This window comes from Limnohabitans sp. Jir61, from assembly GCF_003063545.1.
Classification (GTDB): Bacteria; Pseudomonadota; Gammaproteobacteria; order Burkholderiales; family Burkholderiaceae_C; genus Limnohabitans.
The window spans coordinates 68,741-94,359 of the sequence record NZ_NESD01000004.1; the positions used below are offsets into that span (position 1 = coordinate 68,741).

General features: G+C 54.2%; 27 protein-coding genes. 12 read left to right on the forward strand and 15 right to left on the reverse strand.

Annotated features, from left to right (window positions below; genetic code table 11):
* Nucleotides 1-7 precede the first annotated feature (7 nt).
* The 5 genes from B9Z35_RS11675 to B9Z35_RS11695 all read right to left on the reverse strand — a co-directional run bounded on the left by B9Z35_RS11675 (nt 8) and on the right by B9Z35_RS11695 (nt 6,000).
* Nucleotides 8-1,546, reverse strand: coding sequence for a 2-isopropylmalate synthase (locus tag B9Z35_RS11675; RefSeq protein WP_108283892.1), 1,539 nt, complete (start codon nt 1,544-1,546; stop codon nt 8-10).
* Between the two features lie 207 nt (nt 1,547-1,753).
* The gene (pssA, locus tag B9Z35_RS11680) at nt 1,754-2,557 is read right to left on the reverse strand and encodes a CDP-diacylglycerol--serine O-phosphatidyltransferase (RefSeq protein ID WP_108283893.1); all 804 of its coding nucleotides are present in this window, start codon (nt 2,555-2,557) and stop codon (nt 1,754-1,756) included.
* A 106-nt stretch (nt 2,558-2,663) separates the two neighbouring features.
* Nucleotides 2,664-3,680 carry a ketol-acid reductoisomerase gene (ilvC, locus tag B9Z35_RS11685; protein ID WP_108283894.1) on the reverse strand — a complete coding sequence of 339 codons (1,017 nt, stop codon included), beginning with the start codon at nt 3,678-3,680 and terminating at the stop codon, nt 2,664-2,666.
* A gap of 38 nt (nt 3,681-3,718) precedes the next feature.
* Nucleotides 3,719-4,210 carry an acetolactate synthase small subunit gene (gene ilvN / locus B9Z35_RS11690; RefSeq protein ID WP_104797333.1) on the reverse strand — a complete coding sequence of 164 codons (492 nt, stop codon included), beginning with the start codon at nt 4,208-4,210 and terminating at the stop codon, nt 3,719-3,721.
* A 17-nt stretch (nt 4,211-4,227) separates the two neighbouring features.
* Nucleotides 4,228-6,000, reverse strand: a complete 1,773-nt coding sequence (locus B9Z35_RS11695) for an acetolactate synthase 3 catalytic subunit (RefSeq protein WP_108283895.1) — start codon at nt 5,998-6,000, stop codon at nt 4,228-4,230.
* 259 nt (nt 6,001-6,259) lie between these two features.
* Here B9Z35_RS11695 and B9Z35_RS11700 point away from each other — a divergent pair, with 259 nt between their 5' ends.
* The 6 genes from B9Z35_RS11700 to B9Z35_RS11725 are packed head-to-tail and all read left to right on the forward strand — an operon-like array spanning nt 6,260 to nt 9,434.
* Entirely contained in the window at nt 6,260-6,826 is a 567-nt protein-coding gene (locus tag B9Z35_RS11700; protein WP_108283896.1) for an RNA polymerase sigma factor, read from the forward strand.
* A complete protein-coding gene (locus tag B9Z35_RS11705; protein ID WP_108283897.1) occupies nt 6,823-7,263 on the forward strand; it encodes a DUF3619 family protein in 441 nt (146 codons plus the stop codon). The genes B9Z35_RS11700 and B9Z35_RS11705 overlap by 4 nt, the downstream gene beginning before the upstream one ends.
* A gap of 6 nt (nt 7,264-7,269) precedes the next feature.
* Entirely contained in the window at nt 7,270-7,935 is a 666-nt protein-coding gene (locus tag B9Z35_RS11710) for a DUF3106 domain-containing protein (RefSeq protein WP_108283898.1), read from the forward strand.
* Nucleotides 7,932-8,453, forward strand: a complete 522-nt coding sequence (locus B9Z35_RS11715; RefSeq protein ID WP_108283899.1) for an RDD family protein — start codon at nt 7,932-7,934, stop codon at nt 8,451-8,453. The genes B9Z35_RS11710 and B9Z35_RS11715 overlap by 4 nt, the downstream gene beginning before the upstream one ends.
* A gap of 10 nt (nt 8,454-8,463) precedes the next feature.
* A complete protein-coding gene (locus B9Z35_RS11720) occupies nt 8,464-8,847 on the forward strand; it encodes a diacylglycerol kinase (protein WP_108283900.1) in 384 nt (127 codons plus the stop codon).
* Nucleotides 8,844-9,434: a TIGR00730 family Rossman fold protein gene (locus B9Z35_RS11725; RefSeq protein WP_108283901.1), complete on the forward strand. Its 591-nt coding sequence runs from the start codon at nt 8,844-8,846 to the stop codon at nt 9,432-9,434. The genes B9Z35_RS11720 and B9Z35_RS11725 overlap by 4 nt, the downstream gene beginning before the upstream one ends.
* Nucleotides 9,435-9,508: 74 nt before the next feature.
* Here the strand turns inward: B9Z35_RS11725 and B9Z35_RS11730 are convergent, their stop codons facing one another.
* Nucleotides 9,509-9,847: a P-II family nitrogen regulator gene (locus B9Z35_RS11730; RefSeq protein WP_108283902.1), complete on the reverse strand. Its 339-nt coding sequence runs from the start codon at nt 9,845-9,847 to the stop codon at nt 9,509-9,511.
* Nucleotides 9,848-9,884: 37 nt separating this feature from the next.
* On the reverse strand, nt 9,885-11,615 hold the full coding sequence (locus B9Z35_RS11735; protein ID WP_108284068.1) for an NAD+ synthase: 1,731 nt from the start codon (nt 11,613-11,615) through the stop codon (nt 9,885-9,887).
* Nucleotides 11,616-11,660: 45 nt separating this feature from the next.
* On the opposite strand from B9Z35_RS11735, the gene B9Z35_RS11740 reads away from it, so the two are divergent.
* The gene (locus tag B9Z35_RS11740; RefSeq protein ID WP_108284069.1) at nt 11,661-12,836 is read left to right on the forward strand and encodes a GNAT family N-acetyltransferase; all 1,176 of its coding nucleotides are present in this window, start codon (nt 11,661-11,663) and stop codon (nt 12,834-12,836) included.
* Nucleotides 12,837-12,878: 42 nt separating this feature from the next.
* On the opposite strand, the gene ppa is transcribed toward B9Z35_RS11740, so the two are convergent.
* Nucleotides 12,879-13,406: an inorganic diphosphatase gene (ppa, locus tag B9Z35_RS11745; RefSeq protein WP_104797324.1), complete on the reverse strand. Its 528-nt coding sequence runs from the start codon at nt 13,404-13,406 to the stop codon at nt 12,879-12,881.
* Nucleotides 13,407-13,500: 94 nt separating this feature from the next.
* Nucleotides 13,501-13,644, reverse strand: coding sequence for a DUF3149 domain-containing protein (locus B9Z35_RS11750; RefSeq protein WP_108283903.1), 144 nt, complete (start codon nt 13,642-13,644; stop codon nt 13,501-13,503).
* 123 nt (nt 13,645-13,767) lie between these two features.
* On the opposite strand from B9Z35_RS11750, the gene moaA reads away from it, so the two are divergent.
* The 3 genes from moaA to glp are packed head-to-tail and all read left to right on the forward strand — an operon-like array spanning nt 13,768 to nt 16,900.
* Nucleotides 13,768-14,943: a GTP 3',8-cyclase MoaA gene (moaA, locus tag B9Z35_RS11755; RefSeq protein ID WP_108283904.1), complete on the forward strand. Its 1,176-nt coding sequence runs from the start codon at nt 13,768-13,770 to the stop codon at nt 14,941-14,943.
* Between the two features lie 38 nt (nt 14,944-14,981).
* Nucleotides 14,982-15,620, forward strand: coding sequence for a molybdenum cofactor guanylyltransferase MobA (mobA, locus tag B9Z35_RS11760; RefSeq protein ID WP_108283905.1), 639 nt, complete (start codon nt 14,982-14,984; stop codon nt 15,618-15,620).
* Complete coding sequence (gene glp / locus B9Z35_RS11765) at nt 15,617-16,900, forward strand: gephyrin-like molybdotransferase Glp (protein WP_108283906.1); 1,284 nt, start codon at nt 15,617-15,619, stop codon at nt 16,898-16,900. The genes mobA and glp overlap by 4 nt, the downstream gene beginning before the upstream one ends.
* A gap of 19 nt (nt 16,901-16,919) precedes the next feature.
* On the opposite strand, the gene B9Z35_RS11770 is transcribed toward glp, so the two are convergent.
* From B9Z35_RS11770 to B9Z35_RS11785, 4 genes are all read right to left on the reverse strand, one after another.
* Nucleotides 16,920-20,018 (reverse strand): efflux RND transporter permease subunit, encoded by a 3,099-nt coding sequence (locus tag B9Z35_RS11770; RefSeq protein ID WP_108283907.1) that lies wholly within the window; start codon nt 20,016-20,018, stop codon nt 16,920-16,922.
* Nucleotides 20,015-21,211 carry an efflux RND transporter periplasmic adaptor subunit gene (locus B9Z35_RS11775; RefSeq protein ID WP_108283908.1) on the reverse strand — a complete coding sequence of 399 codons (1,197 nt, stop codon included), beginning with the start codon at nt 21,209-21,211 and terminating at the stop codon, nt 20,015-20,017. Before B9Z35_RS11775 ends, B9Z35_RS11770 begins: the two co-directional genes overlap by 4 nt.
* Before the next feature lie 130 nt (nt 21,212-21,341).
* Complete coding sequence (rnhA, locus tag B9Z35_RS11780) at nt 21,342-21,794, reverse strand: ribonuclease HI (RefSeq protein ID WP_108283909.1); 453 nt, start codon at nt 21,792-21,794, stop codon at nt 21,342-21,344.
* On the reverse strand, nt 21,791-22,555 hold the full coding sequence (locus B9Z35_RS11785) for a class I SAM-dependent methyltransferase (RefSeq protein WP_199219820.1): 765 nt from the start codon (nt 22,553-22,555) through the stop codon (nt 21,791-21,793). The genes rnhA and B9Z35_RS11785 overlap by 4 nt, the downstream gene beginning before the upstream one ends.
* On the opposite strand from B9Z35_RS11785, the gene gloB reads away from it, so the two are divergent.
* Both gloB and B9Z35_RS11795 read left to right on the forward strand, forming a co-directional pair.
* On the forward strand, nt 22,554-23,336 hold the full coding sequence (gene gloB, locus B9Z35_RS11790; protein ID WP_108283910.1) for a hydroxyacylglutathione hydrolase: 783 nt from the start codon (nt 22,554-22,556) through the stop codon (nt 23,334-23,336). The genes B9Z35_RS11785 and gloB overlap by 2 nt on opposite strands.
* On the forward strand, nt 23,333-24,667 hold the full coding sequence (locus B9Z35_RS11795; protein ID WP_108283911.1) for a transglycosylase SLT domain-containing protein: 1,335 nt from the start codon (nt 23,333-23,335) through the stop codon (nt 24,665-24,667). The genes gloB and B9Z35_RS11795 overlap by 4 nt, the downstream gene beginning before the upstream one ends.
* A gap of 6 nt (nt 24,668-24,673) precedes the next feature.
* On the opposite strand, the gene recR is transcribed toward B9Z35_RS11795, so the two are convergent.
* Entirely contained in the window at nt 24,674-25,270 is a 597-nt protein-coding gene (gene recR / locus B9Z35_RS11800; RefSeq protein WP_108283912.1) for a recombination mediator RecR, read from the reverse strand.
* Complete coding sequence (locus B9Z35_RS11805; protein ID WP_108283913.1) at nt 25,271-25,594, reverse strand: YbaB/EbfC family nucleoid-associated protein; 324 nt, start codon at nt 25,592-25,594, stop codon at nt 25,271-25,273.
* Between the last annotated feature and the right edge of the window lie 25 nt (nt 25,595-25,619).

The window sequence follows — 25,619 nt, forward strand, 5'->3', positions numbered from 1 at the left end:
TTGTAATTTAACCTTGTGCGGCCACTCGGTCTGATTTGCTTTGAAGCTTGTTCAAAGCACTCAAATACGCTTTGGCAGAGGCCACGACAATATCAGGGTCAGAACCCACACCGTTGACCACACGGCCACTGTTTTGCAAGCGCACCGTCACCTCGCCTTGGCTCTCGGTCGAGCCGCTGATGGCGTTGACGGAGTACAGCACCATTTCTGCCCCACTCTTGACGTGTGACTCAATGGCTTTGAGTGAGGCATCGACTGGGCCATTGCCATCCGAATCACCCTTCACTTCTTTGCCTGCCACCGTGAAAACCACGCTAGCGTGAGGACGCTCGCCAGTTTCACTGTGTTGCGACAAAGAAACAAAGGCAAACTGTTCGCTGGCACTGGTCACCGACTCTTCGCTCACCAAGGCCAAGATGTCTTCGTCAAAAATCTCGCTCTTGCGGTCTGCAAGTTCTTTGAACTTGGCAAAGGCAGTGTTGATGTCGGCTTCGCTTTCCATTTGCACGCCCAAGTCTTCTAAGCGTTGCTTGAACGCATTGCGGCCACTGAGCTTACCCAACACGATTTTGTTAGCGCTCCAGCCCACGTCTTCTGCACGCATGATTTCATAGGTGTCACGCGCTTTGAGCACGCCGTCTTGGTGAATGCCGGACGCGTGCGCAAACGCGTTAGCTCCCACAACTGCCTTGTTGGGTTGCACCACAAAACCTGTGGTCTGACTCACCATACGGCTGGCGGCCACGATTTGCTTGGCATCGATGTTCATGCTGAGGTCAAAATAATCGCGACGGGTTTTGATGGCCATGACCACCTCTTCCAGCGAACAGTTGCCTGCGCGTTCGCCCAAACCGTTGATGGTGCACTCCACCTGACGTGCGCCACCAATCTTCACACCTGCTAATGAGTTGGCCACAGCCATACCCAAATCGTTATGGCAATGCACAGACCAAATGGCTTTATCTGAGTTAGGCACACGTTCACGCAAGGTCTTGATGAAGTTGCCGTACAGCTCTGGAATGGCGTAGCCCACTGTGTCAGGAATGTTGATGGTGGTGGCACCCTCTGCAATGACAGCCTCTACCACGCGGCACAAAAAGTCCATCTCACTGCGGTAGCCGTCTTCTGCGCTGAACTCAATGTCACCCACCAAGTTACGGGCGAAACGCACGGACTGCTTGGCTTGCTCAAGTACCTGCTCGGGCGACATGCGCAACTTCTTCTCCATGTGCAAGGGCGACGTGGCGATGAAGGTGTGAATACGCGCGCTGTTTGCGCCTTTGAGCGCCTCTGCCGCACGGCTGATGTCACGGTCATTGGCGCGTGACAAAGAGCAAATAGTGGAGTCTTTGATGGCATTAGCAATGCTTTGCACCGCTTCAAAGTCACCATTCGAGCTGGCGGCAAAGCCGGCTTCAATCACGTCGACCTTCAATCGCTCCAACTGACGGGCAATGCGCAGTTTCTCGTCGCGCGTCATGGAAGCGCCGGGCGACTGTTCGCCGTCACGCAAGGTGGTGTCAAAAATGATGAGCTTGTCGGTCATGGTCAGGACTCCTAGATTCCTAAAAAACTTGCAACGTTTGGTTTAGCCCCAAAGCAAAAGGCCCGCTGCGAGTGCATACGGGCCTTGTGGGGTTTGCGCGTGCGCTACCAACTCCGCCCGTTGGGGGATAGAAGCAGTAGGGCCAGCGAAAAATTTGTCATGGCTCGAATTTAGCACAAAGAGAAGCACTTTGCGCTGTGATGTGTCTCATTTGTGCAAGCCGGCTTCATCAGGCTCATCTGTCGAGGTGCTAATCAGACTCGTTTGGATGCCTTTGGCTCGACGCCAAGCATACAAAACATAGCCACTCAAGCCATAAAACATGAACAAGGCAAAAAGCACGATGGGCGGATGAATGGTGATCACGGCAATGGTCAACGCCAACAACACAATCACCACAAACGGGACGCTTTGCTTCATTTGCACATCTTTGAAGCTATAAAAGGGCACATTGGTGACCATGGTCAAACCGGAATACAAGCACCAAGCGAACATGGGCCATGCCACCTCAGGGCCAGTGATCCCCATCTCGGTCATTAACCACATAAAACCCATCACCAATGCAGCAGCAGCTGGTGAAGGCAAACCTTGAAAGAAGCGCTTATCCACCACTGCCGTGTTGACGTTGAAACGAGCCAGTCGCAATGCTGCACAAGAGATGTAAACGAATGCAGCCACCCAGCCCCAGCGGCCCAAGCCTTTCAGCGCCCACTCATAAGAGATCAAGGCAGGCGCCGCACCGAAAGAAACCATATCAGCCAGAGAGTCCATTTGCTCACCAAACGCACTCTGAGTGTTGGTCATACGGGCAACACGGCCATCCAAACTATCGAGCACCATGGCGCAAAACACACCGATCGCGGCCAATTCAAAACGGTCATTCATGGCCATCACAATGGCGTAAAAACCGCCAAACAAAGCGGCCAAGGTAAACAAGTTAGGCAGCACATACACGCCCTTGCTAGGTTTACGAGGCACAAATTCCTCTGTTTGATCTTGATGTTCTGACATTCGTAAAGCTCCGAAAAGTAGACCTAGAGTGTAAGCGCTGCGTCAAACAGCGCCAAAAACAGAAAAGGCCACCGAGGTGGCCTTTGTCTGTGCAAAAAGCGTGTGCTTAGTTGCGGGTTTGGTCAACCAGTTTGTTCTTGGAAATCCAAGGCATCATGGCGCGCAATTTTTCACCCACGATTTCGATAGAGTGCTCAGCATTCAAACGACGACGTGCAGTCATGCTTGGGTAGTTGGTCTTACCTTCCAAGATGAACATCTTGGCGTACTCACCGGTTTGGATGCGCTTCAATGCATTACGCATAGCTTCGCGTGATTGCTCGTTGATGACTTCCGTACCGGTCACGTACTCGCCGTATTCGGCGTTGTTCGAGATGGAGTAGTTCATGTTGGCGATGCCGCCTTCGTACATCAAATCAACGATCAACTTCAACTCGTGCAAGCACTCGAAGTAAGCCATTTCAGGTGCGTAGCCAGCTTCAGTCAAAGTCTCGAAGCCCATCTTCACGAGTTCAACAGCACCACCGCACAACACAGCTTGCTCACCGAACAAGTCAGTTTCTGTTTCTTCTTTGAAGTTGGTTTCGATGATGCCGCCTTTGCCGCCACCGTTGGCCATGGCGTAGCTCAAAGCCAAGTCACGGGCTTTGCCAGACTTGTCTTGGTACACAGCGATCAAAGATGGCACGCCGCCGCCTTTGAGGTACTCAGAGCGCACAGTGTGGCCTGGGCCTTTTGGTGCGACCATGATCACGTCCAAGTCAGCGCGTGGCACGACTTGGTTGTAATGCACGTTGAAACCGTGAGCAAACGCCAAAGTAGCACCTTGCTTCATGTTGGGGGCGACGTTGTTGTTGTACACCTCAGGGATGTTTTCGTCAGGCAACAAGATCATGACCAAGTCAGCGGCTTTCACTGCGTCGTTGACTTCCATCACGGTCAAACCGGCTTTGGCCACTTTGTCCCATGAAGCGCCTCCTTTACGCAAACCGACCACGACTTTGACGCCGCTTTCGTTCAAGTTTTGTGCGTGTGCATGGCCTTGTGAGCCGTAGCCGATGATGGCCACTGTTTTGCCTTTGATCAGGGACAGATCACAATCTTTGTCGTAAAAAACTTTCACAGGGTTCTCCTAAAAAATACTTTGAAAAGGGTTGGAATTTAAACGCGCAAGATGCGCTCACCGCGGCCAATGCCACAAGCGCCAGTGCGAACAGTTTCAAGGATTGCGCTGCGGTCAATCGCCTCTAAGAACGCATCGTTCTTAGACAGGTCACCCGTCAACTCAATGGTGTAGCTCTTCTCGGTCACATCAATGATGCGACCACGGAAGATATCGGCCATGCGTTTCATCTCTTCACGCTCTTTGCCAACGGCACGTACTTTAACAAGCATCAGCTCGCGTTCGGTATAAGCACCTTCAGTCAGGTCAACGACCTTGACCACTTCAATCAAACGGTTCAAGTGCTTGGTGATTTGTTCAATCACCTCGTCTGAACCATGTGTTTGGATGGTCATGCGTGACAGGCTGGCATCTTCGGTAGGCGCCACCGTCAGAGATTCAATGTTGTAGCCACGGGCAGAGAACAAACCCACCACGCGCGACAAAGCGCCGGGTTCGTTTTCGAGCATCAGGGAAATGATGTGTTTCATGTTGTCATCCTTCCCGTTCACAGGTCTTCGCTGCCAAGCAGCATTTCGGTGATGCCCTTGCCGGCTTTGACCATCGGGAACACGTTCTCGGTGGGATCGGTACGGAAGTCAATGAACACCGTGCGGTCTTTGAGACGGCGAGCTTCACGCAATGCAGGCTCGACATCCTCAGGGCGCTCAATCAACATGCCCACATGGCCATAGGCTTCGGCCAACTTCACAAAGTCAGGCAATGCATCCATATAGCTGCTGCTGTAGCGACCTTCGTATTCGATTTCTTGCCACTGACGCACCATGCCGAGGAATCGGTTGTTCAACGCCAAAACCTTGATGGGGGTGTTGTACTGAAAGCAGGTGGAGAGTTCCTGGATACACATTTGTACCGAGCCCTCGCCTGTCACACAAAACACTTCGCTGTCAGGCTTGGCCAACTTGATACCCATGGCATAAGGAATACCCACACCCATGGTGCCCAAGCCACCAGAGTTGATCCAGCGGCGTGGCTCATCAAAGCCGTAGTACTGCGCAGCCCACATTTGGTGCTGCCCCACATCAGAAGTGATGTAGGTGTCAGTACCCTTGGTCATATTGTGCAAGGTCTCAATAACGAACTGTGGCTTGATGACGTCGCCATTGCCACGGTCATACTTCAAGCAATCACGCTTGCGCCAAGCTTCGATGGTTTCCCACCAGCCAGCCAATGCGCCTGCATCTGGTTTCAAGCCAGATTCTTTGATCATGTCGATCATCTCGACCAACACGTCTTTGACATCGCCCACGATTGGAATGTCGACCTTCACACGCTTAGAGATGCTGGAAGGGTCGATGTCGATGTGGATGATCTTGCGTTCGTTTTGTGCAAAGTGCTTGGGGTTGCCAATCACGCGGTCATCAAAACGTGCGCCAACGGCCAGCAAGACGTCGCAGTTTTGCATAGCGTTGTTAGCTTCCATCGTGCCGTGCATGCCCAACATGCCCAAAAACTTCGGTGCACTGGCTGGATAAGCACCCAAGCCCATCAAAGTATTGGTCACGGGATAACCCAACATGTCAACCAAGGTGCGTAGCTCTTGCGAAGCATTACCCAACAAGACACCACCACCGGTGTAGATGTACGGGCGCTTAGCCGCCATCAACAGTTGCAAAGCCTTGCGGATTTGACCGCCATGGCCTTTGCGCACGGGGTTGTAAGAGCGCATTTGCACTTCAGCTGGATAACCTTCGTACGTGGTCTTCTTGAAAGACACGTCTTTGGGAATGTCCACCACCACTGGGCCGGGGCGGCCGCTGCGTGCGATGTGGAATGCTTTTTTCATGGTCAAGGCCAAGTCGCGAACGTCTTTGACCAAGAAATTATGTTTGACGATGGGTCGCGTGATGCCAATGGTGTCGCATTCTTGAAATGCATCCAAACCAATCGCGTGCGTGGGCACTTGACCGGTGATGATCACCATGGGAATGCTATCCATGTAGGCTGTAGCAATACCCGTCACGGCGTTCGTTGCACCGGGGCCAGAAGTGACCAAGGCCACACCCACATCGCCCGTGGCACGGGCATAGCCGTCAGCCGCGTGAACCGCCGCTTGCTCGTGACGAACCAGCACGTGTTGAATCGTGTTTTGGTTGTACAGCGCGTCGTAAATATAGAGAACTGAACCGCCGGGATAGCCCCAGATGTGCTTGACATTTTCAGCTTGCAGGGCTTTGACCAAAATTTCGGCGCCCATCAGTTCTTGTGCATGACCGCCAGCGGCGGTTGCGGAATGCGATTCCGACTTTGTGTTATCCATTTTGTACCTTTTAACCTGAGTGAATTTCGTCAACGAAAAACCTTGGGTGCTTCTTGGCGAACCCTTGTGGGGCAGCATCGAAACTTTGGACCTTCAGCCATAGACGCATGGTTCGCGCCGGACCCAGACCCGTTTGCCTTTTTTGTCGAATTGCAGCCTTAGATTATGACACTATCCTTAAACATATTCAGTCTTTAGCTCACAAAAACCCTTGGCAAGTGCCATAATCGCGCCCGATTCAAACTTGAACTCTCCCTCAGTGGCCACCGAACAAGAACTGTCAGACTTTCTGAAAAGCGTTGAGAAGCGAGCCTTCAAACGTTCGTTCTACCACGTTCGCGATGAGGAAGCAGCCCTCGATATCGTCCAAGATAGCATGATGAAGCTCGCCGAGCACTATGGCGACAAGCCCGCCGAAGAGCTGCCCATGCTGTTTCATCGGATCTTGTCCAATACCACGCTGGATTGGTTTCGCCGCAACAAAACACGCAAAGCGCTGTTTAGCAACTTCAGCGACTTCGATTCAGACAAAGACGATGGCGAATTTGACCTTTTGGAGGCCTTGGCCGTTGATAACGACAGTCAAACCACCCAAAGCGCCGAGGACAACTTTGCCAGCATTGCCAAAGTCCACGATATTGAAGCAGAAATACATAATTTGCCAGCACGTCAACGAGAAGCCTTCCTGCTGCGTTATTGGGAGGATCTTGATGTTTCTGAGACAGCTGCAGCTATGGGTTGCTCAGAGGGAAGCGTCAAAACACACTGCTCTAGGGCTGTTTTAGCACTCAGCAAAGCGCTCAAAGGAAAAGGAATTCAACCATGACACATACCGCAAACACCCAAGACGAATTTGGCTTGCGCATTGCTGCACGCCTGAATTCAGCCAGCCTTGACTTACCACATGACATTTCTGAGCGTTTACGCGCTGCGCGCACCCGCGCGGTTGCTGCACGCTTGAAGCCACAAACCCGCCTGCAAACCAACACGGCCGTGATTCACCAAAACGGTGCCGCCCTGTTGAACTTTGGCGGCGATGAGGGTTTGAACATTTGGAGCCGTCTGGCATCCCTGCTCCCCCTCATTGCTTTGGTGGCTGGCTTGGCCATCATTCAAAACTTCATGGATGACGACCGAGCCAACGAATTGGCCGAGGTGGATTCCGCCCTCCTCATCGATGACTTACCTCCGGCCGCCTACGCTGACCCTGGTTTTCTTCAATTCCTGAAGAACCCAATCTTGACAAGCGAAAACAAAGAATAAGTTCTTATGACATTGACGCGTTCGACAACTGCAAACATCACCGCCCAACTTGTAATGGGCGTTGCTGTGTTGTTTGCTGGTGAACTCGTCTGCGCTCAAACAGCGGCCGTGACGCCCTCGACTGCCAAGCCTGCGCCCAGCCTACCCGGGCGCCCGCTGTGGATGGACTTGACCGAAGCGCAGCAACAAGCATTGGCACCGTTGGCTCAGCAATGGCCTACCATGACTGAGCCACATAAGCGCAAGTGGCTTGCTGTTTCACAAAATTTTGCACAGCTCTCGACAGACGAACAAAGTACTGTCCAAGGTCGTATGCGAGATTGGGCCGCACTCACCCCACAGCAACGCGCGGTTGCGCGCTTGAACTACGCTGATGCACAGCAACTCTTGCAGGAGGACAAAAAAGCAAAATGGGAAGCCTACCAAGCTCTGTCGCCTGAAGCCAAGCAAAAACTCGCTGCACAGCAAGCAAAACCCCTCGTTGGCGCAGCCCCTGCCGTGAAACCCGTGGCTGCTCAAAAACTGACCCCCGCCCCTGCAGCAAGCACCAACAAAGCTCTGCCTCGCATAGCCACGGATCAAGCAGCCCCCACGACCCTGCTGCCTAACAATGTCACGATCAGTATTACGCCCGTCAGCTCGCCTGCTGAAGGTTCGGCTAGTCCCCAATGACATCTGTTGCTGAGGTACAGATCAGCGTTACAGAGCTGATCGCTCCAAGCTTATGGCGACGCATGGCGTGTTGGACCTACGAAGGTCTCTTGCTGTTCGGTGTGCTTTTTATTTCAAGCTATCTTTTCAGCGCGCTGAGTCAGTCACGTCATGCGCTTGACAATCGCCACGGTTTGCAAGCTTTCTTATTCTTGGTGGTCGGTATTTATTTCACATGGTTCGGGCATAAGGGTCAAACTTTGGCCATGAAAACTTGGCACATCCGCGTGGTAGACCGCTCAGGCCAAGCACTCACACAACAACGTGCCCTGTTGCGTTATGTGGTTAGCTGGGTATGGTTTATCCCCCCACTAGCCATGCTTGCGCCCTACAACCTGAGCGCTGGCGAAATCGCTGTTTTGTTCATCGGCTGGGTCTGCTTTTGGGCTCTGCTCAGCCGCTTTCACTCCCAACAACAGTTTTGGCATGACGCATTAGCTGGCACCCGATTGATCAACTCAGAGCCTGTTGGCACTTAAAGTATTCGACATGGAAGTCAACCCACAAAAACAACGTACCGGCTTAAACCGGGTATGGCATGCATTCGGTTATTCACTGAGTGGACTTAGTGCTGCGTGGCACGAAAAAGCCTTTCGTCAAGAAGCCGTTGCTTCCTTCTTCATGCTTCCCTTGGCTTTTTACTTAGGCAAGTCATGGACTGAAATCGCGTTGCTCATTTGCAGTGTCGTACTCGTGATGGTGGTCGAGCTGCTTAACACGGGCATCGAATCCGCGATCGATCGTATTGGACCTGAATGGCATGAGCTGGCCAAACGTGCCAAAGACATCGGCAGTGCCGCTGTGCTCCTGAGCCTTTTGCTTTGTATAGGTATTTGGGCTGCCGCGATTTGGATCAACGTTCTCAGCGTATGACGTCAACCCCTGCTTTTTCTGTGTGTGTCTATTGCGGCTCACGCAACGGCGCTCAACCTGAATATGCAGAAGTGGCGCGTCAAGTGGGTGCATGGATTGGCCAACACAACGGCCAGTTGGTTTACGGTGGCGGCAACAACGGCTTGATGGGCCTCGTGGCAAAAGCCACAGCCGATGCAGGCGGTCGCGTGGTGGGCATCATTCCCAAAGCACTTCAAACCAAAGAGAACACCCGCACAGCCTGCACCGAGCTGCATGTGGTCGATACCATGCACGAACGCAAACACATGATGGCCGAACGCGCCGATGTGTTCTTGGCCCTACCCGGCGGCATTGGCACCTTTGAAGAGTTCTTTGAAGTGTGGACTTGGCGTCAGCTGGGCTACCACGACAAACCTATCGGACTGGTCAACACCCAAGGCTATTACGACGGCCTGCTGCAGTTTGCACAAAACAGCGTGCAACAAGGCTTCTTGAACGATTGGCAAATGGACTTAATTCGCAGCGGCTCAGAGCCCACAGCCTTGCTTCAAGAGCTGGTGCAAGCAGCTGGCTTCTCGCCTGAACCTAAACTAACTGGCCTCTGAGGCAATAGCCCAACAAAAAAAGCCGCAGACCTTCACAGACTGCGGCTTTTGTATTTGGTAACGACGTTTCGAACTTAGATCGCTGTCTCGTCCAACTCGCCTGTACGGATACGGACCACGCGTTCCACGGCGGTGATAAAAATCTTGCCGTCACCGATCTTGCCGGTGCGTGCTGCACGCACGATGGCATCCACGCAGTTGTCCACATCGGCGGCTTTCACGGTCACTTCGATTTTTACTTTAGGCAAGAAGTCAACCACGTATTCAGCACCACGGTACAACTCGGTGTGGCCTTTTTGACGACCAAAGCCTTTGACTTCTGTCACGGTCAAACCCGTCACACCACACTCAGCCAATGCTTCGCGCACTTCTTCTAATTTGAATGGTTTGATAACGGCTGTGATTTGCTTCATGGTTGGAGTCCTTGGGGTTCAATGAAAAGGCCTGTGTTCAGGCACGAAACTTATTGGTTATAGGATAACGCCAATCCTTGCCAAAACTGCGGTGGGTCACGCGAATTCCCACTGGAGATTGCCGGCGTTTGTACTCGTTGATGCGAATCAAACGGGTGACCTTCTCTACATCGGCACGCGCAAAGCCTGCGCCAATGATGTCTTCTGAACTTTGGTCGTTCTCCATGAAGCGCGACACGATCTCGTCCAGCACCTCATAAGGCGGCAAGCTGTCTTGATCGGTTTGGTCGGGGCGCAGCTCAGCGCTGGGCGGGCGCGTGATGATGCGTTCAGGGATGGGCTGGCTACCCGTGCCGTATGGGTCGTGGGCATTGCGCCAACGCGCCAGCTTGAACACCAAGGTCTTAGCCACGTCTTTGATGACGGCAAAGCCACCGGCCATATCGCCATAAAGCGTGCAATAGCCTGTGGCCATTTCGCTCTTGTTGCCTGTGGTCAGCACGATGGAACCAAACTTGTTGGACAAAGCCATCAGCAGCGTGCCGCGAATGCGGGCTTGGATGTTCTCTTCGGTGGTGTCGAGCTGCGTGCCTTCAAAGTCGGCCTTGAGCGAGCGCAAGAAAGCCTCAAACTCCGCCACGATGGACACCTCGTCGTAACGCACGCCCATGCGTTGGGCCATGTCACGCGCATCCACCCAGCTGATTTCGGCTGTGTAGGGCGACGGCATCATCACGGTGCGCACCTTGTCTGCCCCCAAGGCATCCACCGCAATGGCAAGCACCAAGGCCGAATCAATGCCGCCAGACAAGCCCAGCAGCACGCTGGGAAAACCGTTTTTGCCGATGTAGTCGCGTACGCCCAAGACAAGGGCGTGCCAGAGGTCGGCTTCGAGCGACCCATCTTCGGCGACTTTGCCCGTCAGGTGAAGATTGAAGGCTGATCGGCTTGAGGAAGTTTGTCCGATCTGCACAGGTGCAACCTCCTGCCCCTGTGGCAAATCATTACCTCGCGCCACAGTCACCACAAATGAAGTCGCTTCAAAGCTAGGCGCACGCGCGGCCAACGCACCATCGGCATTGAGTGCGAACGAACGACCTTCAAACACCACCTCGTCTTGACCGCCCACCAAATGCGCGTAAATCAAAGGTAAGCCCGTAGCTTGCACGCGAGAGCGCATGGCCTGCTCGCGCTCGTCGCCTTTGCCCACATGGAATGGAGAAGCATTGATCACGGCCAACAGCTCAGCCCCTGCCGCTTTAGCGTCAGCCGCAGGTGCATCAAACCAAGCGTCTTCACAAATCAATAAGCCCACTTTTGTGCCAGCCACCTCAAACACACAAGGCTTATCGCCGACCACAAAGTAGCGGCGCTCATCAAACACTTGGTAGTTGGGCAGCTCGCGTTTGGCGTAAGAGGCTACAACTTGGCCCTCACACACCACGCTTGCCATGTTGAAGCGGCGCTGCACCGACACCGAACGTGTGCGCTCGTCACCGCCCGAAGGATGCCCCACCACCACATGCAAGCCCTTTAACCCGCTCAAGGCAGCGGACACCGTTTTCAAGGCATCATCGCAAGCTTGGATGAATGAGGGGCGAAGGAATAAATCTTCTGCCGCGTAGCCACACAGCGACAGCTCGGGCGTGAGCACTAAACGAGCGCCGTCTTGGTAAGCAGCATTGGCGCAGTCGATGATTTTCTGGGCGTTACCCGCCATGTCGCCCACCACGAAATTCAATTGAGCAACACAAATTTTGAGAGTCATGGCAACAGGCACGTGTCCGAAGTAAAACAGGTCAATAAACAGCAAATGGATTATGTCATCCGCGTACACGCGAGCCCGCTCGATATCCCCGCTCAAGCGTGGGATGCTTTGCTGGCACAGCAAGACGCGCCCTCGCCCTTCATGCAGCACGCCTATCTGGCTGCTTTGCACACCAGCGGCAGCGCAACACCCGACACTGGCTGGACGCCACAATTTGTGTCGCTCTGGCTCGGTGAAACCTTAGCCGCCGCCTGTGCGCTCTACATCAAAGACCACTCCTACGGCGAATATGTGTTTGACTGGGCATGGGCCAACGCCTATGCCAACCATGGCCTCAGCTACTTCCCCAAAGCCACTTGCGCCGTGCCCTTCACGCCCGTACCTGGCTCACGTTTATTGGCCATCGATGCGCCAGCACGTCAAGCACTTCTCCAAGCCATGCTGGATGTGGCAAAAGAGCACCAACTCTCATCACTGCACTTACTCTTCACAAGCCCCGACGACCGCGCCGCTTGCAATGCATTGGGCTTGATGCAACGCCAAACCGTGCAATTCCATTGGCACAACGTCGATCTGCAAGGTCAACGCTTTGAAAGCTTCGACGCCTTCTTAGCGAGCCTGTCCCAAGAGAAACGTAAAAAAATCAAACAAGAACGCCGCCGTGTGGTCGATGCAGGCGTGACATTTCGCACCTCGGTGGGTGAAGACATCAGCACGACGGATTGGGATTTTTTCTACCAGTGCTACGAACGCACCTACCTCGAATATGGCAACGCCCCCTACCTCAGTCGAGCTTTCTTTGAGCAGATGCAACGCGACATGCCGCACAACTGGGTGCTATTTGTGGCCGAGCGCGAAGGCCGCCCCATTGCCAGCAGCCTTGTGTCTGTGCAAGGCCTAGGCACGTCAGAAGCCGTAACCTACGGCCGCTACTGGGGCGCATTAGAACGCGTGGACTGCCTGCACTTTGAGGCCTGCTACTACCAGCCATTGAGTTGGTGCATTGCCAACGGCGTGCAACGCTTTGAGGGCGGCGCTCAAGGTGAACACAAAATGGCCCGCGCACTCATGCCCGTGGCCACCTACAGCGCGCATTGGCTGGCACACCCCGCGTTTGCCGATGCGGTGGAACGATTTCTTGAACGCGAAACGGCGGGGGTCGACAACTACCTCGACCACTTGGCTGAGCGCAGTCCATTCAAACGCCAAGAGCAGCAATAAAAAAGCCCGCCAAAGCGGGCTTTCGGTAAACACAACCAAGAATTACTTCTTGTAGTTGGCCATACCATCCAAGATTTCTTTGTGGGCAGACTCAATGCCTTCCCAACCTTTGACCTTGACCCACTTGCCTTTTTCGAGGTCTTTGTAGTGTTCAAAGAAGTGTGCGATTTGTTGCAATTGCAACTCATGGATATCGTCCAAAGACTTGATGTTGCTGTAGCGAGCCAAGATTTTTTCAGTAGGCACAGCCAACACTTTGCCGTCCACGCCGCCTTCATCTTCCATCAACAAAATACCCAATGCACGGCAAGGGACCACTACGCCTGGTGGCAATGGGAAAGGTGTCATGACCAACACGTCCACAGGATCGCCGTCTCCAGCGATCGTTTGAGGCACATAACCGTAGTTGGTGGGGTAATGCATCGCCGTACCCATGAAGCGGTCCACGAACAGAGCGCCAGACTCTTTGTCGACTTCGTACTTCACTGGATCCGAGTTCATCGGAATTTCGATGATCACGTTGAAGGCTTCAGGAACTTTGCTACCGGGGGTGACTTTATTCAGGGACATGGTGTCTTGTTATAAAAGTTAAAAAAGAAACACAGAGGATTAACCTCGATTTTACTTTCACGGGGCTTGCGTCTCTGTGCTGTCTTTGAAGCTCTTAGTCTTTGGTGCTTTTGCCTGTTTCGTCCATCAAACCGGTGAAAACACGGTAAAAGTACACGCACATGCCCAAAATAAACGCAATCACGGCCACGCTCATGAGACCGTAGTCAGTAGAAAAAAGGTCGATCCAAGCTTTCATGGGGTTACTCCTATCAATTGCAATGCCCCTACTTTGCACGCTTTTCTCGTAATGGACACTGATCTACGTCAATTCATACGGGATTCCCTAGCAAACGACCTCACTCAGGCAAAATCATGGCCTATGTCTGAACGCGTGATCCCCCTTGTCGACCAAAGGCTGCGTGCCCTCGCGGCCACCGTACCCGCCCTACCCATCGCGGCAACGGGCCTGCTGAGCGATAGCTTGGGCCGCCCCTTGAGCGACTTGCGCATCAGCGTGACCGACCGCTGCAACTTTCGCTGTAACTACTGCATGCCCAAAGAGGTGTTCAACAAAGACTACGCCTACCTGCCGCACAGCGAGTTGCTGAACTTTGAAGAAATCACGCGCCTTGCCAAAGTATTCGTTGCCCATGGCGTTCGCAAGATTCGCCTCACCGGGGGCGAGCCGCTGCTTCGTAAGAACCTTGAAATTTTGATCGACCAGCTGGCCAATATCCAAACCCCTGATGGCACGCCACTAGACCTCACCCTCACCACCAACGGCTCGCTCTTGGCCCGCAAAGCCAAGTCGCTCAAAGACGCGGGGCTGAACCGCGTGACGGTTAGCCTTGACGGCTTGGATGACGCAGTATTCCGCGCCATGAACGATGTGGACTTCCCTGTAGCCGATGTGCTGGACGGCATTGCCGCCGCCAAAGACGCGGGCTTGGGGCTGGATGCCAATGGTCAGTTAACTGGCCTCAAAGTCAACATGGTGGTCAAGCGCACTACCAACGTAGACCAAATCTTACCCATGGCCCGCCACTTCAGAGGCAGCGGCATCACACTGCGCTTCATCGAGTACATGGATGTGGGCGCGACAAACGGCTGGTGCATGGACGATGTACTGCCTTCGGCAGAAGTGATCCAGCACATCCAACAAGAATTTCCGCTCGTAGCCCTAGAAGCCAGCGCCCCCGGCGAAACGGCTCAGCGCTGGGGCTATGCAAATGCCAACGGTGTGTTTGACCCAGCCTTGGGCGAAGTAGGCGTCATCAGCAGCGTGACACAAGCGTTTTGTCGCGACTGCAACCGCGCTCGACTCTCTACGGAGGGCAAGCTCTATCTCTGCTTGTTTGCGACGCAAGGCTATGACTTGCGTAGTCTGATGCGTGGATCGCAAGCCTCAGATGCCGATATTGCATCGGCCATTGGGCACATATGGCACAAACGCGATGACCGCTATTCAGAACTCCGTGCTTCCATGCCTGCTGACAGCTCCCCCAACAGTTCATCGACTGCACGCCGCGTTGAAATGAGCTACATCGGCGGCTAAGCCACCACGCCCCCATACAAAACCGAACTCAGATACCCATGACACACACCATAGATCCCCAAGACATCACCGGCCTCATTTTGGCTGGCGGCCGAGGCAGTCGTATGGGTGGGGTGGACAAAGGTTTGCAAAACTTCAACGGAATCCCACTGGCTTTGCATGCTCTCATGCGACTCGGCCCCCAAGTGGAAAGCGTGATGGTCAATGCCAACCGCAACCTCTCGGCCTACGAGTCGTTTGGAGCCTCTGTCTGGCCCGATGCATCCGCTGATTTCGCTGGCCCCTTGTCGGGCTTTCTGGTGGGCTTAGAACGTGCTGAAACACCCTATGTGCTGACCGTGCCCTGCGACACCCCTCGCCTGCCGCTTGATTTGGCAGAACGCTTAGCCGAAGCCTTGGTCCGCGAAGATGCCGACATCGCCATGGCCGCAGCGCCAGAAACCGATGCGCAAGGCAACACCCAAGTTCGCACACAGCCCGTGTTTTGCCTCATGAAAATTGAGCTGTCTGAAAGCTTGGTCAAGTTCACCCACAGCAATGGTCGCAAGATTGATGCATGGACAGCGCAACACAAAACCGTCGTCGTACCCTTTGGTGCACTCAGCGACGATCCACTAGCTTTTGCCAACGTCAACACCTTGACAGAACTGCAAGCCTTAGAAAACGCTGCGCCATGAAAAGAATCGATAACATCGCCGCAGCCCTTCAAGGCTATGACGCGCAATCCTTGAGCGTCGACCAAGTCAACGCGTTTTTGCGTGAACTGGTACAGCCCTTGTCTGCCGACGATTCGCAAGACGTCTTTTTGTTTGACGCATTGGGTCGCGTGTTAGCGCAAGACGTCATCTCCCCCATCAGCGTACCCGCACACAACAACTCGGCCATGGATGGTTTTGCGTTTGATGCGTCGCAGCTGCAAGCCGATCAAACGCTCACGCTGCGAGTGGTAGGCACGGCACTGGCTGGTAAAGCATGGCAAGGCAAAGTGAATGCGGGCGAGTGCCTGAAGATCATGACCGGCGCCATCTTGCCCGACGGCCTAGACACAGTCGCGCCGCAAGAGTTCTGTCGCATCGACAGCACACACGATGTGACCACCGTCACCATACCACCCAACATTTTAAAAGCCAGTGACAACCGCCGCTTATTAGGCGAAGACTTGATGCAAGGGCAACCTGCTTTGACATCAGGCCAACACCTCACACCCGCAGCCTTGGGGCTGGTTGCTAGCCTTGGCCTGCCGGATGTGCGCGTGCACCGCCGCTTGCGCGTGGCTTATTTCTCAACTGGTGACGAAGTGCTCAGCTTGGGCGAAGCACCACGCGAAGGCGCTGTTTATGACAGCAACCGCTACACCGTGTTCGGCCTGCTCACACGCATGGGCTGCGAAGTGATCGACATGGGCGTGGTGCGTGATGACCCTGCTTTGCTAGAAGCAGCCTTTGCCAAAGCAGCCCTTGAGGCCGACGCCATTATCACCAGCGGTGGTGTGAGCGTGGGCGAAGCTGACTTCACCAAAGCCATGATGAAAAAGTTAGGCGACGTGGCGTTTTGGAAAATTGCCATGCGACCAGGCCGCCCCATGGCAGTGGGTCGCATTGGCAAGTCGGTTTTGTTTGGTTTGCCTGGCAACCCCGTGGCAGTGATGGTGACCTTTCTTGCCTTTGTGCGCCCCGCTCTGCTGCGCATGATGGGCAGCACCGCGCAACCTACGCCATTTTTGCGCGCCAAGAGCCTTGAGCCACTGCGCAAAAAAGCAGGCCGCACCGAATACCAACGAGGCTTTGTCAGCAGCGCGCCTGACGGCACGCTGCAAGTGCGCACCACAGGCAACCAAGGCTCAGGCGTATTGAGCTCGATGGTGCAAGGCAACGGCCTTATCGTGCTGCATCACGCGCAAGGCAATGTCGCTTTTGGTGACGAGGTGGATGTGATGATGTTTGACGGAGCCATTTAGGTTCCGTCTGCCTTGTGCGTTAAGGCATCATCTCCGCAGGAATTTCCATTGGACCTTTGCCGCTGTACTTTTCAAGGTAGATGTAAATCACGGGCGTGATGTAGAGCGTGATCACTTGCGAGAACGCCAAACCACCGACCACCACAATGCCCAAAGGCATGCGCAACTCAGCGCCTGCACCCAGCCCCAACGCGATGGGCAAAGCACCCATCATGGCCGCGAGTGTGGTCATCAAAATGGGGCGGAACCGCGTCAAGCACGCCGTGCGAATGGCTTCACGCGGCGTCATGTTGTGCTGGCGTTGGGCTTCGAGCGCGAAGTCAATCATCAAAATCGCATTCTTCTTCACGATACCAATCAGCAACAAGATACCAATGGTGGCAATGATGGTGAGCTCCATGCCAAACAATCGCAGGAACAAAAGCGCTCCAATCGCTGCTGAAGGCAACCCCGCCAAAATAGTCAGCGGATGGATGTAGCTTTCATAGAGCACGCCCAGCAGCACATAAATGACGAACAGCGCACTGACCAACAAGATGATTTGTCCAGATTGGCCGCTTTGGAACACCGCCGCATCGCCGCCATAGCTGGTGATGATGGTGGCTGGGAGTTCAATGTCTTTGGTGAACTGGTCTATCTTTTCAGTGGCATCACCCAGTGGTACATCAGGCGCCAAGTTGAACGATATCGTGACAGCAGGAATTTGCCCCTGATGGTTCACCGCCGTTGGGCCAATGAATCGCTTGAAGGTCGCGACGCTCGACAGTGGAACCAAACGATCAGTGGCGCGACCTCGCACGTAGACATCGTTAAGCCCAGCTTCGAATTGGCGACTCTCCTCTAAGGACTCCATGATCACTTGGTAAGTGTTCACGGGCGTGTAAATAGTGGAGATTTGCTTTTCGCCATAAGAAGAATACAAAGCAGTGCGAATGTCTGACATGGTCACACCGGAGCTGGCAGCTTTGTCACGGTCGATATCCACCAGCACGTTCAAGCCTTTGAGCTGTGAATCAGTGGTGACGTCTCGGAAGATCGGATCGGCACGCATTTGTCGCACCATTTTTTCAGACCACTCGTTCACACCATCAAAGCCCACACTTTGCAAGATGAACTGGTAGCGGCTCTTGCTCACCTTACCGCCAAGTTGCAAGTTTTGAACCGGACGCATGTACACGTTCAAACCTGGCAAGGTGCGGAATTTGGCACGCAAACCTTCCAACACCTTTTGCATGGGTGCCCGCTCGCTCTTGGGCTTGAGGTTCAGGAACATACGACCGTTGTTAGGCAAGTTGCCGTTATTGCCACCGCCGCCTACAAAAGACACCATGCTCAATACGTTGGGGTCGTTTTTCACCATCTCAGCGGCTTGATCTTGCAGCTTGAGCATGGCGCCAAATGAAATATCTTCCGCGGCTTCTGTCGTCAGTTGTATTTGACTCAAATCTTCTTCAGGGAAGAAACCCTTGGGCACCCAGATGTACATTGCGATGGTCACCACAAATGTGCCAATCGCCACAGCTAAAACGTGACGTTGATGAGCCAAACACCAGTCGAGTGTGGATTCGTATTTGCGCAAAACCGCATGAAAGATCTCATCAAACTTGACGGTGATCCAGTAGTCCTTAGGCTCTTCGCCATGCTTAGGCAAAAAGCGGCTACACAGCATGGGTACCAAAGTGAGCGACACGATGGCCGACACCAGAATAGACAGCGACACCACCACCGCGAACTCGCGGAACAGCAAGCCAATCGGTCCTGGCATGAAGAAGATGGGAATGAACACCGCCACCAATGAAATCGAAATCGAGATGATGGTGAACCCGACCTCTTGACTACCCTTCAAAGCAGCTTTAAGCGGATGCATACCCTCTTCGACATAACGCATGATGTTCTCAAGCACCACAATCGAATCATCCACCACCAAACCCACAGCCAGCGTGATACCGAGCAACGACACGTTGTCTAAGCTAAAGCCCAGCCAGTACATCAAGAAGAACGCACCAATCAACGAGACCGGCAAACTCAAAGCTGGAATGATGGTGGCTGCTGCGTGTTTCAAGAACAAGAAGATCACCAACACAACCAACACAATGGTCAAGGCCAAGGTGTAGTTCACGTCGTGGATGGACTCGCGGATTGACATCGAGCGGTCGTTGAGCAAGTTGATCTGCATGGAGGCAGGCATCTGCTTTTCGAACTGCGGAATCATGCGACGAATGCCATCGACCACTTTCACTGTATTGGCACTGGGTTGACGCAACACGGCAATGATGACGGAGCGTTCGCCCATGAAGGAACCACTGGTTTTCACCTGCTCATAGCTCTCGCTCACCGTAGCCACATCTGCCAAACGAATAGGCAAGCCATTGCGCTGAGCAATCAACAAATTGGCAAACTCACGCGCACGCACCAACTGCGGATTGGCGTAGATGGTCAACGCTTGGCGGGGGCCATCTAATACTCCCACGGGCGCATTGGAGTTGGCTTTGTTCACCGCTTGGGCCACATCGTCCATCGTCAAGTTATTCAGTGCCAGTTTGGCGGGGTTCGCTCGCACGCGCACGGCATAACGTTTTTGGCCATAAACCAAGACCTGCGCCACGCCATCGATGGTGGACAAGTTGGGGGAAATCAGGTTCTCGGCATAGTCACTGACTTCAAACAAATCCATGGCTGGCGAATTCAGCGTCATGAACAACACAGGCGCATCCGCAGGGTTGACCTTGCGGTATGACGGGGGCGTGGTCATTTCAATCGGTAAACGACGCTGCGCTCGCAGCAAAGCGGCTTGAACGTCTACAGCGGCTTTGTCAATGTCACGGTCATTGTTGAATTCCAGCGTGATGCTGGTGGTACTCAAGAAATTCGTCGAGCTGATGACGTTGATGCCATCAATCGTGGAAAACTCTTTCTCTAAAGGCAAGGCGACCGAAGCCGCCATGTTTTCTGGACTAGCACCCGACAAGGTGGCCGACACTTGAATCACGGGACTGTTAAAACTAGGCAGCGCCGCAACGGGAATTTTGGTGTACGCAATGACACCAGCCACCACTGTCGCCATAGACAGCAGGATCGTCATCACAGGACGACGAATGCAGAGTTCTGAAATCGTCATTTTTGAGCTTCGGCTTTGGGTTCTTGCTTGGCCTCGGGCTTAACTTCTGACTTCCCCTCTGGCTTGGCCTCGCCTTTAGTAGGCGCCTCTTTCACTTTACTGTTGGGCCGCAAGTTTTGTTTGCCTTCGACGACCACTTTGTCACCTGCGCCGATGCCAGTGATCACAGCAAATCCTTGGCTTTGCGTTTGCACTTTGACAGGTTTCATGCTCACGGTGTTTTCAGCGTCTACCACGAACACTTGATCACCACGAGCATTGGTGACCACCGCTTGCGAAGGCACAACCAGCACATCTTTGAAATTACCAGCTTGCACTTGCAAGCGAACGAATTGACCTGGAATCAAGGTGTGGTCTGCGTTATCGACAACCGCCTTCACCTTCACAGCACCAATGGCTTGATCCACTTGGTTGTCGATCACAAACACTTTGCCTTCGCGCTTTTTGCCATCAGCCATTTGAAAAGTGATGGTCGGTGTTTGCCCCGCTTTTTGTGCCGCAAACAAAGCAGGCAATGCACTTTCAGGCACGGTGAACTGAACGTTAATCGGGTCGAGCTGCGTGATGGTGACCATCGCGCCTTGGGTGGTGGTGGTGGTTGCTGTGGTCGTGGTCGATACAGTGTTTCCAGGCTGCACCAGTGCACCAGGAAACACGTTGATGATGCCCGCCCTACCCGTAATGGGTGATCGAATGTTGTCGTAGCTCAATGCCGCTTGTGCGGCACGTGCGGCGGCTTGAGCCGATTGGGCATTGGCGCGTGCAGTGTCGACCGCACCTTGCGCCACAAACTGCTGACGCAACAGTTCTTCAGCTCGAGTCAATTGACGCTGAGCGTCGTCTGCGGTGGCTTTCGCCTTTTCGTAATTGGCGCGATCCGCACGGTCATCCAAACTGATCAGCATATCTCCCGCCTTGACCTTTTGCCCATCTTTGATATGAACCATAGCCACTACGTTGGTCACTTGTGGACGAATGTCAACGATGTTGGCTGCCACTGTTGTGCCAGTCGCGTCTAAGACCACGGGAAAGTCGCGTTGTTCTGTAATAAATGTAGTGACAGTTTGCACTACTGATTTGGCTTGCGCATTGTCCGTCGGCCAGAAATATTTGGCTGCACCACCGCCTATGGCAAGCGCCAGAGCAATCCAAATCAAATTCTTTTTTGTGACTTTTTGAGACTTATATTTCATAGCGGAAAAAATCTTTATTGGCGTATTTTGAGAACAACTTGCAATGTACCAGTTACACCCACTTTAAGCGCCTGCGCCCAACAAGATAGCGCCAAAAAGAGAAACCTTTACAACAGCTTCACACGCGTTGTCACTTAGCAGACAGAACCAATTCCACGCCTCGGTTAGCCAATCCATCCGCGCGCTCGTTGTCCACATGACCGGCATGGCCCTTGACCCAGTGCCAAACGATGTCGTGATCGCCTTGGTGGGTCAGTGCGTCTAGCTGCTGCCATAGGTCGGCGTTCTTCACGGGCTGCTTGGCTGCGGTGCGCCAGTTGCGAGCTTTCCAGCCGTGGATCCACTCGGTAATGCCTTTGCGAACGTATTCGCTGTCCAAATACAAAGCCACTACGCATGGGCGCTTTAGGGCACGTAGCGCCTCGATAACTGCCAACAGCTCCATGCGGTTGTTGGTGGTGTCTAGCTCGCCACCAAACAACTCTTTTTCTTGGCCTGAGGGGGAGCGAAGCAAAGCCCCCCAGCCGCCTGGGCCTGGATTGCCCTTACATGCACCGTCAGTGTAAATTTCTACCGTGTTCATTTAATTCCTTTTGATGCCGTGTTGTTCGCAGTGCTTGAAGCTGTGGTGGCAACCACCGCTGCACGCGGCACCGATTTTTTCCATGCAGGGGACATCAGCCGCATGCCTTGCACGCGCTTCACAGCAACCATGCCATACACCGCGCCCAAGATGGGCCACCAGCGTACGCCCGCCTCGTCCATCCAATTCAATCGCTGCAACCAGCGCTCAGTTTTCACAGCCGGTCGATAGCAGCCAAAGCTGGTGGACTCCACCTCAAAACTCAGCAGCTGCAACCAGTCGCGCAAGCGACGTTGGCCAATGAAGTCGCCAACCTCGGAGAAGCCATGTTTGCAGCTCTTGCTAACCCCCCAAAGACTATTGGGGTTGAAGCCACAAATCACCACGCGCCCTTCAGGTACCAGCACCCGCTCGACTTCGCGCAATGTTGCATGCGGGTCGTAGCTCAGCTCTAACGTGTGAGGCAGCACCAGCAAATCCAAGCTGGCACTAGGAAATGGCAGTGCCTCGTAATTAGTTAGAAGCACCTCGCGACCCAACGGCCAGGGTTCGGGGTTTGCGTCACAGGCTAGCCAACGGTGCGGCATGCGGTTGGCTTGCAAGGCGTCGAGCGCGGAAAAGCCTAATTGCAAGGCATGAAACCCAAACACATCCGCCACCGCGCGGTCTAAATAGGTTTGCTCCCACGCGCACAAATACTGGCCTGCGGGTGATGCTAGCCAGTCAGGCAAACTATCGTTTTTTAAAGGTGTGAATGACATGAAGCTGATTGCACTGCCCGCGTTCTCTGACAACTACTTATGGTTGTGGCAACAAGACCAAATGGCCGTGGTGGTCGACCCTGGTGACGCTGTGCCTGTGTTGCAAGCGCTGGCCGATCATGGTCTCACATTGGCCGCGATTCTAGTCACCCACCACCACGCCGACCATGTAGGCGGCGTGCGTGAATTGAACCTCGCCACAGGCGCCCAAGTCTATGGCCCTGCGCGCGAAGATATGCCTGCGCCCTTCACGCCCGTCATGCAAGGCGACTCACTCGAACTGCTAGGCCAAACCGTGCAAGTGCTAGACGTGCCCGGCCACACCGCTGGCCACGTGGCTTACTTTTTACCCAAGGCCACACCAAGCCCTGTGCTGTTTTGTGGTGACACCTTGTTTTCGGCTGGGTGCGGCCGTATTTTTGAAGGCACCCCCGCACAAATGCTGGCCTCATTAGACCTTTTAGCCTCACTTCCCGCCTCCACTCGGGTGTGCTGCGCCCACGAGTACACTCTGTCTAACTTGCGATTTGCGCTAGCCGTAGAACCCAGCAACACCGACTTGCAAACCTACGCAGCACACTGCCAACAACTCAGGGCTCAAGGTGTTCCCACCCTACCCGCCCAGTTGGCCACTGAATTGCATATCAACCCGTTTTTACGGGCTCGACACCCCCATGTGCGACACGCTGTTGCACAGCACGCTGGACTCTCAGCGCTCGAACAAACCGACGACGTGGCTGTCTTTGCAGCCCTTCGTGAATGGAAGAACGATTTCAAATGAGATTTCTACTCGCTGTTTTAAGCCTGAGCCTTGCCCTATTGACGGGCTGCGCCAACCTCACTGCACCAGGAACAACCACCGACATAGGTGGCCTGAGCCCCATCGCCAAAGGTAGCGTCAAGCGCGATGGCGTGGCACAGCTGAACTTGCCCAATGATCTGTGGGAGCGCATCCGCAAGGGATACCAAATGCCAGACTTGGAAGGTGACTTGGCCAATGATCGCACCCAGTGGTACGCCAGCAAGCCCGACTATTTGCAGCGTATGACCGAACGCTCGAACAAATACCTGCATCACATCGTTGAAGAACTCGAAGCACGCAAGATGCCCACCGAGTTAGCCTTACTCCCCTTTATTGAAAGCGCTTTCAATCCGCAAGCCGTGTCAGGCGCGCGTGCCAGCGGCATGTGGCAATTCATGCCTGCCACCGGCAAAAGTTTTGACCTCAAACAAAACGTGTTTCGCGACGACCGCCGCGATGTGCAAGCCTCGACCCGCGCCGCGCTCGACTACCTAGAACGTCTGCACAAAATGTTTGGCGACTGGCACTTGGCCTTGGCGGCCTACAACTGGGGCGAAGGCAATGTGCGCAAAGCCATCAACCGTAACCAGCGTGCTGGATTGCCCACTGGCTACACAGACCTGAACATGCCGATGGAAACACGCATGTACGTGCCCAAGTTGCAGGCCATGAAAAACATCGTGGGTAACCCACCTGCCTACGGCATTAGCCTGCCCAGCATTCCCAATCACCCCTATTTCCAAAGCGTGCCTTTGCCTCGCGACATGGACGTGAGCGTGGCCGCGAAGCTGGCTGAAATTCCGCTAGAAGACTTCAAAGCATTGAACCCTTCCGCTCACCGCCCTGTGTTGCTGGCTGCAGGCTCACCCAACATCTTGCTGCCTTGGGACAACGCCGAAGTGTTTCAACGCAACTACGAAGCCTCCACCTTGGGCCGCATGGCCACATGGACCGCTTGGGTCGCCCCGACCACCATGAAAGTGGCAGACGCTGCCAAGCGCGTGAACATGAGCGAGGCCGACTTCCGCGCCATCAACAACATTCCACCGCGCATGATCATCAAAGCGGGCTCTGCCCTGTTGGTGCCACGCGGTGCCAACATGCTGGGCGATGTGACAGCACAAGTGGCCGACAACGGTCACTTAGATTTATCCCCCGAAGCAGTGGCCAAACGCAAAGCGGCAGCCAAAGGTGGCAAGAACGCCAAAGGAACTAAGCTGGCGTCATCTAAAGACAGCAAAGGCGCTGGCAAAAAGCAAGCGTCTGCTAAAGGCGATAAAAAAGGCGACACCAAGGTCGCCAAAAAATAAATTGCTTTAAGCGTCTCGCCTATCCACCAACGCGTGGGCAATGGTGCCCAAGTCCACATATTCCAGCTCGCTGCCCACGGGCACGCCCCGGGCTAGGCGTGTGACTTGCACACCACGCTTCTTGAGGGCTTCGCCCAGCACATGAGCTGTGGCTTCTCCCTCTGCGGTGAAGTTAGTAGCCAAGATGACCTCTTTCACCACACCATCGCTGGCGCGCTCGATGAGTTTTTGCAAGCCAATGTCTTTGGGGCCAAAACCATCCAAAGGGCTGATGCGCCCCATCAGCACAAAGTACTGGCCCTTGTAAGCGGCTGTGCGCTCGACTGCCGATTGGTCAGCAGGTGTTTCGACCACGCACAAACGGGTGGTATCTCGCCCCTCATCCAAGCAGGTGTCACACACGGGCTGGGTGGTGAAGGTGTGGCAGCGTTCGCAGTGCTGCACTTGGGCTGCAGCTTGGTGCAGGGCCTGAGAAATCATCTCAGCCCCTTCGCGGTCATGTTGCAGCAGGTGGTACGCCATGCGCGAGGCCGATTTCACCCCCACGCCGGGCAAACGGCGCAGGGCCTGAATCAGGCCTTCCAGCACGGACGTGTCGCTCATTTAGAACGGCAGTTTCAGGCCAGGCGGCAAACCAGCAGTGAGCTTGCTCATCTTGGCTTCGCTCGTTTCAGCGGCTTTACGCACGGCGTCGTTGAAGGCGGCAGCCACCAAGTCTTCGAGCATGTCTTTGTCATCGGCCAACAGGCTTGGGTCGATGGTGATGCGTTTGACGTCGTGCTTGCAAGTCATCAACACTTTGACCAAGCCAGAGCCTGATTCGCCTGTCACTTCAACGAACGCCAATTCGTCTTGTGCCTTTTTCAGGTTTTCTTGCATGGCTTGGGCTTGCTTCATGAGGCCCGAGAGTTGTCCTTTGTTGAACATGGTGTTTCCCTTTTACAAACTAAAA